Origin of the sequence: Streptomyces sp. NPDC089799 (genome assembly GCF_040684755.1) — a bacterium.
Classification (GTDB): domain Bacteria; phylum Actinomycetota; class Actinomycetes; order Streptomycetales; family Streptomycetaceae; genus Streptomyces.
Window position 1 is genome coordinate 119,066 of sequence record NZ_JBFBGR010000007.1, and the last position, 12,463, is coordinate 131,528.

Sequence of the window (12,463 nt, forward strand, 5' to 3'; positions counted from 1 at the left end):
GGCTGCCTATCTCCCGATCTGTCCCGAATTGACGCAGTCCCGGTATGTCAGTCCCGAGCCGGAGAGCGGGGCGGACTGACCGTGGTGCGGGGCTTCCTGCGCTGCGAGGAGGTCCTGACGATCAGTTCGGTCGGGACGACCTGTTCCACCGGCCGGCCGGCGTCCACCCCCTCGATGGCGTCGATGAGCAGCTGGACCACCGCCGTCCCGATCCGGCGCGGTTTGAGGGAGAGGGTGGTGATCGGCGGCTCGGTGTTGGCGTAGACGGTGGACTCGCTGCAGCACACGAGCAGCAGGTCGTCCGGAACCCGCAGGCCGTAGCGGCGGGCGGCGGCGAGCAGGTCCGTGCCGTTGGGGTCGAAGAGTCCGTAGACGGCGTCCGGGCGGTCGGGTCGGGCGAGCAGCCGGTCGGCCGCCACGGCTCCGGCGCACGGGTCGTGGGCCGGGTAGGACTCGTAGACGGGATCCTGGCCCACCCGGTCGCACCAGTTGAGGTAGGCGGTGGTGGAGAGCCGGGTGTAGGTGTCGGTGGTGGTGCCGGTGAGCAGCCCGATGCGGCGGGCGCCGGCGGCGGCGAGGTGGTCGAGCAGGTTGAGGACGGCGGCCTCGTGGTCGTTGTCGACCCAGGCGGTGACCGGGAGCGAGCCGGCCGGGCGGCCGTCGGAGACCACCGGCAGGCCCTGCCGGACCAGTTCGGTGACGACCGGATCGTGGTCGGAGGGGTCGATGACCACGGTGCCGTCCAGGGCCACGTTGGACCAGACGTCGTGGCGCGAGGTGGCCGGGAGGATCACCAGGGCGTATCCGCGGGCGAGCGCGGCGGAGGTGGCTGCCCTGGCCATCTCGGCGAAGTAGGCGAATTCGGTGAAGGTGAAAGGTTCATCCCCGTACGTCGTCACGGTCAGGCCGATCAGGCCGGACTTTCCGGTACGGAGGGTGCGGGCGGCGGCGGAGGGGCGGTAGCCCAGCCGGTCGGCGACCTCGCGGACGTGGCGGCGGGTGGCGTCCGGGAGCCGGCCCTTGCCATTGAGCGCGTCGGAGACGGTCGTGATCGAGACGCCCGCCGCGGCGGCCACGTCCCTGATGCCGGCCCGGCCCTGCCGGCCGGCGGCCCGCCGGGTGGTCTCGGTCCGGCTCACCTGATGCTTCCCTGGTGCTGTCATGGCGAGCCGATAGTAGGGCTCGGCGGGGTGCTTGGTCCGTATGCATATGCACGCGTTGACAGGCACGTTTCTGCACGGTTCGCCACCACCAATGACCTTGGAAATGAAGGCACTTAGGGGGGATGGAGGGAGGGGTTGCCTGTCGATGGGTACGAGCATGCCAAATCGGATTGATCTCGGACCGGTCTCAACTCACTCTGACGAGGGACGCGCGCCACGGCGCAGGCCACCGGCGCGTGCATATATGTGCGCGCTCCCCCTCTTTCCCGGCGCCCGCCGTTCTCGCCAGGGCGGAATCCTCATAAGGTGAGCAGTATTGAGTTGTACGGGAAGGTCGAGGAGGACCTGCGGTGAGCGAGAAGAGCCCGAAGCTGCGCGCCGAGCTGGACGGGATCCCCACCTACAAGCCGGGCAGGCCCGCGGCTGCCGGCGGTCCGGTCGCCTACAAGCTGTCCTCCAACGAGAACCCCTATCCGCCGCTGCCGGGGGTGCTGGAGAGCGCCGTGGCGGCGGCCGGGAACTTCAACCGCTATCCGGACATGGCCTGCACCGGGCTGGTCACGGAGCTCGCCGACCGGTTCGGCGTCCCGGTGGAGCACATCGCCACCGGCACCGGCTCGGTGGGCGTGGCCCAGTCGCTGATCCAGTCGACGGCCGGCCCGGGTGACGAGGTGATCTACGCCTGGCGGTCCTTCGAGGCGTACCCGATCATCACCCAGATCGCCGGGGCGAAGTCGGTGCAGGTCCCGCTGACCCCGGGCGACGTGCACGACCTGGACGCGATGGCGGACGCGATCACCGACCGAACCCGGCTGATCTTCGTCTGCAACCCCAACAACCCCACCGGCACCGTGGTGCGGCGGGCGGAGCTGGAGCGCTTCCTGGACCGGGTGCCCTCCGACGTGCTGGTGGTGCTGGACGAGGCGTACAAGGAGTTCATCCGGGACGCGGAGGTGCCGGACGGCATCGAGCTGTACCGGGAGCGCCCGAACGTCGCCGTGCTGCGGACGTTCTCCAAGGCGTACGGCCTTGCCGGCCTGCGGGTCGGCTTCGCGGTGGCGCACGAGCCGGTGGCCGCGGCGCTGCGCAAGACGGCGGTGCCCTTCGGCGTGAGCCAGCTGGCGCAGGACGCGGCGGTGGCCTCGCTGCGGGCCGAGGACGAGCTGCTGGGCCGGGTCGGCTCCCTGGTGTGCGAGCGCAACCGGGTGTACGAGGGCCTGCTCGCGCAGGGGTGGACGGTGGTTCCCGAGACGCAGGCGAACTTCGTCTGGATGCGGCTGGGGGAGCGGACGGCCGAGTTCGCGGCGGCCTGCGAGAAGGCCGGTGTGGTGGTCCGGCCCTTCGCGGGCGAGGGCCTGCGGGTCACGATCGGTGAGACCGAGGCGAACGACCTCTTCCTGCACACGGCAGGGGCGTTCTTCAAGGAGCTGTAGGGCTCCGGTGCTGTGGGGCTCGGGGCCCGTCGGGCTCCGGGCCCGTGCGGCTCAGGGCCCGTGCGGCTCAGGGCCTGTGGGGCTCCGGGCCGTCAGGCCAGTTCCACGCGGATGGGGTCGCCGTCGCGGACGGTGGCCAGCACGCGGGGGTCGGGGTCGTCGAGCGAGCCGAGCACGTTGCACGGGCTCGCCAGGCGGCTCTCGCCCCCGCGGGAGATGGGAGTGGGGCCGTAGGGGAGGGCGAGCGCGTCCCCCTCGGTCCAGAAGGCGACGGTGCCCGGTTCGACGACCTGCCGGGCGTCGTGCTCCAGGGCGGCCGAGACGCCGGTGTCGAAGTAGACCTCCTCGCCCCAGGTGTTCGCGGTCGCGGAGATCGGGAGCGCCGCGGCCAGGGCCTTGGCGGTCGGGGTGTCGTCGAGGGTGGCGGTCGTGTGGCCGGCGGGCCAGGAGATTCGGATCTGCATGAGCCGAATTCAACAATATGTTGAATTCCTTGGCTAGGGGTGTACCCCCCGGATGAATGATCGAAGGACGCATGCGTCATAATTGCTTGTGAATGTGAACGCGTTCACAAGCGTGTCCTGCTTCCTCCCCTTTTGGGGTGGAACCCGCCAGGCAGACTGCCCGCTTGACCACGGCGACGTAAGGAGAAGACGACGTGGACCTGGCTTTGGCGCCGGAGACACTGGCGCGCTGGCAGTTCGGCATCACCACCGTCTACCACTTCCTCTTCGTCCCCCTCACGATCTCGCTCGCCGCGCTGACCGCCGGCCTGCAGACCGCGTGGGTGCGGACCGAGAACGAGAAGTACCTCAGGGCCACCAAGTTCTGGGGCAAGCTCTTTCTGATCAACATCGCGATGGGTGTCGTCACCGGCATCGTCCAGGAGTTCCAGTTCGGCATGAACTGGTCCGACTACTCGCGCTTCGTGGGTGATGTCTTCGGGGCCCCGCTGGCCTTCGAAGCCCTGATCGCCTTCTTCTTCGAATCGACCTTCATAGGTCTGTGGATCTTCGGCTGGGACAAGCTCCCCAAGAAGATCCACCTCGGCTGCATCTGGATGGTCTCGATCGGAACCGTCCTGTCCGCCTACTTCATCCTGGCGGCGAACTCCTGGATGCAGCACCCGGTCGGCTACCGCATCAACGAGGCCACCGGCCGCGCCGAGCTGACGGACTTCTGGGCCGTCCTCACCCAGAACACCGCCCTCACCCAGTTCTTCCACACCATCACGGCCGCGTTCCTGGTCGGTGGCGCGTTCATGGTCGGCATCTCAGCCTTTCACCTGCTCCGCAAGAAGCACGTCCGGGTGATGCGGACCTCCCTGCGGGTCGGCCTGGTCACCCTGGTCATCGCCGGCGCCGGCACCGCCATCAGCGGTGACCTGCTCGGCAAGGTGATGTACGAGCAGCAGCCGATGAAGATGGCCGCCGCCGAGGCCCTCTGGGACGGCGAGGCGCCCGCCCCCTTCTCCGTCTTCGCGTACGGAGACGTCGACGAGGGCCACAACAAGGTGGCCGTCGAGATCCCCGGCCTGCTGTCCTTCCTGGCCAAGGACGACTTCAGCTCGTTCGTGCCCGGCATCAACGACGTCAACAAGGCCGAGCAGGAGAAGTTCGGCCCCGGCGACTACCGGCCCAACATCCCGGTCGCCTACTGGGGCTTCCGCTGGATGGTCGGCTTCGGCATGGCCTCGCTCGGCATCGGCACGCTCGGTCTCTGGCTGACCCGCAGGAAGTTCCTGCTCCCGGAAGCCCTGCGCACCGGTGAGGACGAGGTCCCGAACCTGGTCCCCTTCCGCACCAAGACGCTCAGCCCCAAGCTCACCCGGTGGTACTGGACCCTCGCGCTCTGGACCATGGGCTTCCCGCTGATCGCCAGCTCCTGGGGCTGGATCTTCACCGAGATGGGCCGCCAGCCCTGGGTGGTCTACGGGGTCCTGCGCACCAGGGACGCGGTCTCCCCCGGGGTCTCCACGGCCGAGGTGCTCACCTCGATGATCGTCTTCACCGCCCTCTACGCCGTGCTGGCCGTGATCGAGGTCCGGCTGCTGGCCAAGTACGTCAAGGCCGGGCCGCCCGAGCTCACCGAGTCCGACCTCAACCCGCCGACCCGGATCGGCGGCGACCCCAAGAACGCCGACCGGCCGATGGCCTTCTCGTACTGAGGCTGGGGAGACCACACCATGCAACTCCACGACGTCTGGTTCGTACTCATCGCGGTCCTGTGGACCGGCTACTTCTTCCTGGAAGGGTTCGACTTCGGGATCGGAGTCCTGACCAAGCTGCTGGCCCGGGACCGCGCCGAGAAGCGCGTGCTCATCAACACCATCGGTCCGGTCTGGGACGGCAACGAGGTCTGGCTGCTCACCGCCGCCGGTGCCACCTTCGCGGCCTTCCCCGACTGGTACGCCACCCTCTTCTCCGGCTTCTACCTGCCGCTGCTGCTGGTCCTGGTCTGCCTGATCCTCCGGGGCGTGGCCTTCGAGTACCGGGTCAAGCGGCCCGAGGACCGGTGGCAGACCAACTGGGAGCACGTGATCTTCTGGACCTCGCTGATCCCGGCCTTCCTGTGGGGCGTGGCCTTCGCCAACATGGTGCGGGGCCTGAAGATCGACGCGCAGAAGGAGTACGTCGGCACCCTCCTGGACCTGCTGAACGTCTACTCGGTCCTGGGCGGCCTGGTCACCCTCGGCCTGTTCACCTTCCACGGCGCGGTGTTCGCCTCGCTGAAGACCGTCGGTGACATCCGCGACCGCGCGCGGGCGCTGGCCACCCGGCTGGGTGCGGTCACCGCCGTGCTGGCCGTGGCCTTCCTGGGCTGGACCCAGGTGTCCAAGGGGGACACGGGCAGCCTGGTCGCCCTGGTCGTCGCCGTGCTGGCGCTGGCCGGTGCCCTGGGTGCGAACCTCGCCGGGCGGGAGGGCTGGTCGTTCGCCCTGTCCGGGGTCACCATCGCCGCGGCCGTGGCCATGCTGTTCCTGACGCTGTTCCCGAACGTCATGCCCTCCTCGCTGGACGAGGCGTGGAACCTGACGGTCACCAACTCGGCGTCCAGCCCCTACACGCTGAAGATCATGACCTGGTGCGCCGCGATCGCGACCCCGCTGGTCCTGCTCTACCAGGGGTGGACGTACTGGGTGTTCCGCAAGCGGATCGGCACCCAGCACATCGCCGAGGCCCACTGACCGCCGAAGCCCACTGACCGCAGAGGCCGACGGGCGGGGCCGATGACCGCCGGGCCCGTCGGCCGCCGAGCCCCCGGCTCCTCACAGGGAGGCAATGTTTCACGTGAAACCGATCGACCCGCGTCTGCTCCGGTACGCCCGCTCCACCCGCCTGTTCCTCGGCGCGGTGGTGGCCCTCGGCCTGGCCGGGGCGGGGCTGGTCGTCGGCCAGGCGATGCTCATCGCCGAGATCGTGGTCGGGGCCTTCGAGAAGGGACTCGACGCCGACGCGCTCCGGACGCCACTGCTGCTGCTCGCGGCGGTGGCGCTGGGGCGCGCCCTGGTGTCCTGGCTGACCGAGCTGGCGGCGCACCGGGCCAGTGCGGCGGTCAAGTCGGAGCTGCGCGGGCGGCTGCTGGCGCACGCTTCCGGCCTGGGGCCGGGATGGCTGAGCGGCCAGCGGACGGGCTCCCTGGTGGCGGTGGCCACCCGGGGCGTGGACGCCCTCGACGACTATTTCTCCCGCTACCTGCCCCAGTTGGGTCTGGCCGTGGTGGTCCCGGCGGCGGTGCTGGCCAGGGTCGTCACCGAGGACTGGGTGTCCGCGGCGATCATCGTGGGCACCCTGCCGCTGATCCCGCTGTTCATGGTCCTGATCGGCTGGGCCACGCAGGCCCGGATGGACCGGCAGTGGCGGCTGCTGTCCCGGTTGTCGGGGCACTTCCTCGACGTGGTCGCCGGGCTGCCGACGCTGAAGGTGTTCGGCCGGGCCAAGGCGCAGGCGGAGTCGATCCGGGCGATCACCTCCGACTACCGCCGGGCCACCCTGCGGACCCTGCGGATCGCCTTCCTCTCCTCCTTCGCGCTGGAGCTGCTGGCCACCCTGTCGGTGGCGCTGGTGGCCGTCACCATCGGCATGCGGCTGGTCCACGGCGACCTCGACCTCTACACCGGCCTGGTGATCCTGGTGCTGGCGCCGGAGGCGTACCTGCCGCTGCGGCAGGTGGGGGCGCAGTACCACGCGGCCGCCGAAGGACTGGCGGCGGCGGAGGAGATCTTCGAGGTGCTCCAGACCCCGCTGCCGGCCCGGGACGGGCGGGCAGCGGTCCCCGCCGGGCCGGTGGCACTGGACTTCGATGAGGTCGAGGTCCGGTACGAGGGGCGGGCCGACGCCTCGCCCGGACCGGTCTCGCTGCAGGTGGCGCCGGGCGAGTGCGTGGCCCTCACCGGGCCCAGCGGGGCGGGGAAGTCCACGCTGCTGTCGGTGCTGCTGGGATTCACCGCCCCGACCGGGGGACGGGTGCGGGCCGGCGGTGCCGACCTGGCCGAGCTGTCGGCGCAGGGACTGGAGGAGTGGCGGTCACGGATCGCATGGGTGCCGCAGCGGCCGCACCTGTTCGCGGGGACGGTCGCGGAGAACGTCCGGCTCGCCCGGCCGGAGGCTTCCGCCGCGGAGGTCGAGGCCGCCCTGCGGGACGCGGGCGCCTGGGAGTTCGTGGCCTCGCTGCCGCGGGGTGCGGAGACGGCGCTCGGCGAGGGCGGCGTGGGCCTCTCCGCGGGGCAGCGGCAGCGCCTCGCCCTGGCCCGGGCGTTCCTGGCGGACCGGCCGGTGCTCCTCCTGGACGAGCCGACGGCCGCGCTGGACGGGGAGACCGAGGCGGCCGTGGTGGACGCGGTCCGGCGGCTGGCGGCGGGCCGCACGGTCCTGCTGGTGGTGCACCGGCCGGCGCTGCTCGCGGTGGCGGACCGGGTGGTCGGCGTACTGCCGGAGTCCGGCGGGGCGGGGGCCGGTGGCGGGGAGCCCGCCCCGGCGGGCCTCTCCCCCGCACCGCTCTTTCCCGCAGGTGCGGAGGACGGCTCCGCCGCGGACGGGGCGAAGGCCGGGACCCCTGCCGGGACCCCCGCCGGGGCGGACGCCCCGGAAGCGGGCGGGCTGCCGCCGGAGGTGGACTCCTGGGCCGGCTCGGGCCGGCGGGCCGGGGACCCGCTGGGGCGGGTCCGGCGGGCCGCGCGGGCCTCGCGCGGCCGCTTCGGCCTCGGGCTGCTGCTCGGAGCGCTCGCCGTCGGCAGCAGCGTCGGCCTGATGGCGGTGTCCGGATGGCTGATCTCGCGGGCCTCCGAACAGCCCCCGGTGCTCTACCTGATGATGGCCGTCACCGCGACCCGCGCCTTCGGCATCGGCCGTGCCGTGTTCCGGTACGCCGAGCGGCTCGTCTCGCACGATGCCGTGCTCCGCATGCTCGCCGAGCTCCGCGTCTCGGTGTACCGACGGCTGGAGCGCATCGCCCCCGCAGGGCTGCGTGAACAGCGCCGCGGTGATCTGCTGACCCGGCTGGTGGCCGACGCCGACGCGCTCCAGGACTACTGGCTCCGCTGGCTGCTCCCGGCCGGCACCGCCCTCCTCGTCGGCACCGGCTCGGTGGCGTTCACCGCCTGGCTGCTGCCCGGGGCCGGTGCGGTGCTCGCCGCCGGACTGCTGCTGGCCGGGGTCGGCGTACCGCTGGTCAGCGCCGCCGTGGCGCGCCGCGCCGAGCGGCAGCTCGCCCCGGCCCGCGGCGAACTCGCCACCGAGGTGGCCGAACTGCTGTCCGGCACCGCCGAGCTGACGGTCGCCGGAGCGCTCGCCGGGCGCAGGGCCGCCGCCGCGGACCGCGACCGTACGCTCACCGCCATTGCCGCCCGGGGCGCGGCCGCCGCCGGGCTCGGCAGCGGTCTGTCCGCCCTGCTCTGCGGGCTGACCGTGGTGGGCGCAGCCGCGGTGGGCGCCTCGGCCGTGACCGGCGGACGGCTGTCCGGCGTGGCCATGGCCGTGGTCGTGCTCACCCCGCTCGCCGCCTTCGAGGCGGTCAGCGGTCTGCCGCTGGCGGTGCAGTACCGGCAGCGCGTCCGGCGCAGCGCCGAGCGGGTCCACGAGGTGCTGGACGCGCCGGTCCCGGTCGCCGAGCCGGAGCGGCCCGGCCCGGTCCCGGCGTCGCCGTTCCCGCTGCGGCTGGCCGGGATCACCGCCCGGTACCCCGGCCGGGAGCGGGACGCGCTGGCCGCCGTCGACCTGACCCTGGAGGCGGGCCGGCGGATCGCGGTCGTCGGACCCTCGGGCTCCGGCAAGACCACCCTGGCCCAGGTGCTGCTGCGCTTCCTGGAGCCGGGCGGGGGCTCGTACACCCTCGGCGGGACCGACGCCCGGTCCCTGGAGAGCGACGAGGTGCGCCGGTTCGTCGGGCTGTGCGCCCAGGACGCGCACATCTTCGACAGCTCGGTCCGGGAGAACCTGAGGCTGGCCCGGCCCGGGGCGACCGAGCCGGAGCTGCGCGCGGCGCTGGCCGGGGCCCGGCTGCTGGACTGGGCGGATGCGCTGCCGGACGGCCTGGACACGCTGGTCGGGGAACACGGGGAGCGGATCTCCGGCGGGCAGCGGCAGCGCCTGGCGCTGGCCAGGGCCCTGCTGGCGGACTTCCCGGTGCTGGTCCTGGACGAGCCGGCCGAGCACCTGGACACCCGGACCGCGGACGCCCTGACGGCCGATCTGCTGGCCGCCACGACGGGCCGCACCACGGTGCTGATCACCCATCGGCTGGCCGGGCTGGACCAGGTCGACGAGGTGCTGGTGCTGGAGGCCGGGCGGGTCGTGCAGCGGGGGACGTACGGGGAACTCGCCGCGGCCGACGGGCCGCTGCGCGGGCTGCTGGAACGGGAACGGGAGACGGACCGGGCGGCGGTGCAGGCGTAGGGCCTGTCCGGCCCTGCGGTGGGGGCGCCGGCCGCTCCGGAGCGACGCGGGGCGTTCCGGTGCGGGCGATGCGGGCGATGCGGGCGATGCGGGTGGCGATGGGGAGGGCCGACTTTCCTCGGTAAAAGGGACTAATTAGGCTCAAGGTCATGTCAGTGCAGGAGCCGCGGGAGCCCGCCGACCCGCAGGAGTCAGCCGGCCCGGAGGAGTCGGGCGCCCCGGACGAGTCAGCCGCCCCGGACGAGTCAGCCGCCGACCCGCTGGAGGCCGCCACCCGGGCGACCCGGAGTCTGCAGGGGCTGTCCACCGAGCTCACCGCCCGGGTGCCGCAGCTGCTGGAGGCGATGCGCTCGGTCGGCACCGGTCTGGAACTGCACTCCACCCTGGACCGCATCTGCGAGACCGCGGCCGAGCTCGCGGACGCCCGCTACGCGGCGATCGGGGTGGTCGACACCGAGGGCCGCGGGCTCTCCGACTTCGTCACCCACGGCATCAGCGCCGAGCAGGCGCGCGCGATCGGGCACCGCCCGGACGGCAAACGCGGTCTGCTGGGGGCGCTGATCAGACATCCCGACCCGGTGGTCCTCGCCGACCTCACCAAGGACCCGCGCTCGGCCGGCTTCCCCGCCCACCACCCGCCGATGAAGACCTTCCTGGGCGTGCCCATCCGGGTGCAGGGGGAGAACTTCGGCAACCTCTACCTGGCCGAGAAGCGCGGCGGCGCCGCGTTCAACGACTACGACCTGCACATGGTCCGGGTGCTGGCCACCGAGGCCGGCATCGCCATCGGCAACGCCCGGCTCTACGAGGCAGCCACCCAGCGGGAGCGCTGGATCGACGGCTCGGTCGCCGTCACCACCGCGCTGCTCTCGGGCGGCGACGCCGACGACGCACTGGCGGTGGTGGCGGAGCAGGCCCGCCACCTGGCCGACTCGGCCGCCGGCATCGTGATGCTGCCGGCCGGAGAGGGCGGCATGGAGATCGTCGCGGTGTCCGCCGACGACCCCTCGTCCTCGCTGGGGGTGCTGGTCCCGGCCGAGAGCCCGGTGGTGCGGAAACTCCTCGCGGGCGAGCCGGTGTTCGCGGACGACGCGGCCACGGACCCGCGCCTGATCACCCGGCTGGCCGTCGAGTTCGGGCCGTGCATGCTGCTTCCGCTGCACAGCGGCGGCCGGGTGCTGGGCGCGCTGGTGACCCCCAGGGCCCGCGGACAGCGGCCGTTCACGGAGGCCGAGCGGACCCTGGCCACCCAGTTCGCGGCGCAGGCGGCGCTCGCCCTGATGATGGCGGAGGCACAGCGCGACCGGGAGCGGCTGGCGGTCTTCGAGGACCGCGACCGGATCGCCCGCGACCTGCACGACCTGGTGATCCAGCGGCTCTTCGCCACCGGGATGATGCTGGAGGGCGCGCAGCGCCGGTCGGTGGTGCCCGAGGTGGTGGACGGTGTCGGCAAGGCCGTGGACGAGCTGGACGTCACCATCCAGGAGATCCGTACGGCGATCTTCGCGCTGCAGCAGGGACCGGCCGAGGCGCCGTCCGGGTTCCGCACCCGGGTACTGCGCGAGATCAACATGGCGGCCGTACCGCTGGGGTTCAAGCCCGCGCACCGGTTTCTGGGCCCGGTGGACGCGGTGGTCGGGGAACTCGTCGGCAAGAACCTGATCGCGGCGTTGCGCGAAGCCCTGTCCAACGCCTTCCGGCACGCGGAAGCCTCCCGCATCGAGGTGGTGCTGGACTCCACCGGCACGCTGCCCGACGGGCGGCCCGCCGTACGGCTGGAGGTCGCCGACGACGGGGTGGGCATCCAGGAGGGCGGCCGCCGCAGCGGGTTGCGCAACCTGCGGCGGCGCGCCGAGTCGCTGGGCGGCTCCAGCTGGTACGGGCCGGGGATCGGGGAGGACGGCGGCGGCACCACCCTGGTGTGGGAGGCGCCGCTCTAGGCCGACCTTCGGATCAGGCCGTGTCCTTCGGATCGGGCCGAGTCCTTCGGATCCGGCCGTGTCCGTCGGATCGGGCCGGGCCTACTGCTGCGCCCGGTCGTCCTGCTGCTGCGTGTCCTGCTGCCGTGCGCGCTCGTCGAGGATGCGCTCGATGACCACCGCGACGCCGTCCTCGTTGTTCGCCACGGTCCGGCCGGAGGCCGCCGCGAGTACGTCGGGGTGGGCGTTGCCCATGGCGTACGAGGTGCCCGCCCAGGTCAGCATCTCCACGTCGTTGGGCATGTCGCCGAACGCCACCACCTCCTCGGGGGAGATCCCGCGCTCCGCGCAGCACATCGCGAGGGTGCTGGCCTTGGACACGCCCGGCCCGCTGATCTCCAGCAGTGCGGTGGGGCTGGAGCGGGTGATCGAGGCGTACCCGCCGGCCACGGACCGGGCGAGCTCCAGGAACGCGTCGGGCGACAGTTCCGCGTGGTGGGCGAGCAGCTTGATGACGGGGGCGGCGGCGGTGCCGGGCTCCTCGCGCAGCAGCTTCTCGGCGGTGGCCACGGTGGCGCCCGGGTCCTGGAAGAACGGCGGGTAGTCCGGTTCGTAGTGGATGCCGGTGGTCATCTCGACCGCGAAGGAGGTGCCGGGAGCGGCCTCCCGCAGTGCGCGCACCACCGAGAGCGCGGTCGTCCGGGCCAGTGGCCGGACCTCGATGATCCGGCCGTCGTCGTGCAGGTCGACGACCGCGGCGCCGTTCGCGCAGATGGCGAGGCCGTGGCCGTGGACGTGTGCGCTGACCACGTCCATCCAGCGGGCGGGGCGGCCGGTGACGAAGAACACTTCGATGCCGGCCTGCTCGGCCGCGGCGAGCGCCGCGACGGTCCGCTCCGATACGGACTTGTCGTCGCGCAGCAGCGTTCCGTCGAGGTCAGTGGCGATGAGCCGGGTCACGGGAGAGGGCGCGGACGTGCGTGCGGGCCCGTCCGGGCGCTGGGAAGCCGAGGTCACCCGACCATCTTCGCCGATGCCGTGCGTCCGGGAAGGGG

8 protein-coding genes are annotated in these 12,463 nt (G+C 72.5%); 5 read left to right on the forward strand and 3 right to left on the reverse strand.

From position 1 onward, the window contains the following. Positions 1-47: 47 nt before the first annotated feature. Positions 48-1,163, reverse strand: a complete 1,116-nt coding sequence (locus AB0O36_RS09475; protein ID WP_365106448.1) for a LacI family DNA-binding transcriptional regulator — start codon at positions 1,161-1,163, stop codon at positions 48-50. A gap of 350 nt (positions 1,164-1,513) precedes the next feature. Between AB0O36_RS09475 and hisC the strand changes: the two genes are divergently transcribed. Further along, positions 1,514-2,596, forward strand: a complete 1,083-nt coding sequence (gene hisC, locus AB0O36_RS09480; protein WP_365106450.1) for a histidinol-phosphate transaminase — start codon at positions 1,514-1,516, stop codon at positions 2,594-2,596. A 92-nt stretch (positions 2,597-2,688) separates the two neighbouring features. Here the strand turns inward: hisC and AB0O36_RS09485 are convergent, their stop codons facing one another. Next, the gene (locus AB0O36_RS09485) at positions 2,689-3,060 is read right to left on the reverse strand and encodes a cyclophilin-like fold protein (protein ID WP_365106453.1); all 372 of its coding nucleotides are present in this window, start codon (positions 3,058-3,060) and stop codon (positions 2,689-2,691) included. 194 nt (positions 3,061-3,254) lie between these two features. Here AB0O36_RS09485 and AB0O36_RS09490 point away from each other — a divergent pair, with 194 nt between their 5' ends. The 4 genes from AB0O36_RS09490 to AB0O36_RS09505 all read left to right on the forward strand — a co-directional run bounded on the left by AB0O36_RS09490 (position 3,255) and on the right by AB0O36_RS09505 (position 11,429). Next, positions 3,255-4,763 (forward strand): cytochrome ubiquinol oxidase subunit I, encoded by a 1,509-nt coding sequence (locus AB0O36_RS09490; RefSeq protein ID WP_365106456.1) that lies wholly within the window; start codon positions 3,255-3,257, stop codon positions 4,761-4,763. Between the two features lie 18 nt (positions 4,764-4,781). Next, the gene (gene cydB / locus AB0O36_RS09495) at positions 4,782-5,783 is read left to right on the forward strand and encodes a cytochrome d ubiquinol oxidase subunit II (RefSeq protein WP_365106459.1); all 1,002 of its coding nucleotides are present in this window, start codon (positions 4,782-4,784) and stop codon (positions 5,781-5,783) included. Positions 5,784-5,886: 103 nt separating this feature from the next. After that, the gene (cydD, locus tag AB0O36_RS09500) at positions 5,887-9,489 is read left to right on the forward strand and encodes a thiol reductant ABC exporter subunit CydD (protein ID WP_365106462.1); all 3,603 of its coding nucleotides are present in this window, start codon (positions 5,887-5,889) and stop codon (positions 9,487-9,489) included. Positions 9,490-9,638: 149 nt separating this feature from the next. Then, complete coding sequence (locus AB0O36_RS09505) at positions 9,639-11,429, forward strand: GAF domain-containing protein (protein ID WP_365106465.1); 1,791 nt, start codon at positions 9,639-9,641, stop codon at positions 11,427-11,429. An 81-nt stretch (positions 11,430-11,510) separates the two neighbouring features. Here AB0O36_RS09505 and AB0O36_RS09510 read toward each other — a convergent pair whose 3' ends face one another. After that, the gene (locus AB0O36_RS09510) at positions 11,511-12,425 is read right to left on the reverse strand and encodes a Cof-type HAD-IIB family hydrolase (protein ID WP_365106468.1); all 915 of its coding nucleotides are present in this window, start codon (positions 12,423-12,425) and stop codon (positions 11,511-11,513) included. Positions 12,426-12,463 lie beyond the last annotated feature (38 nt).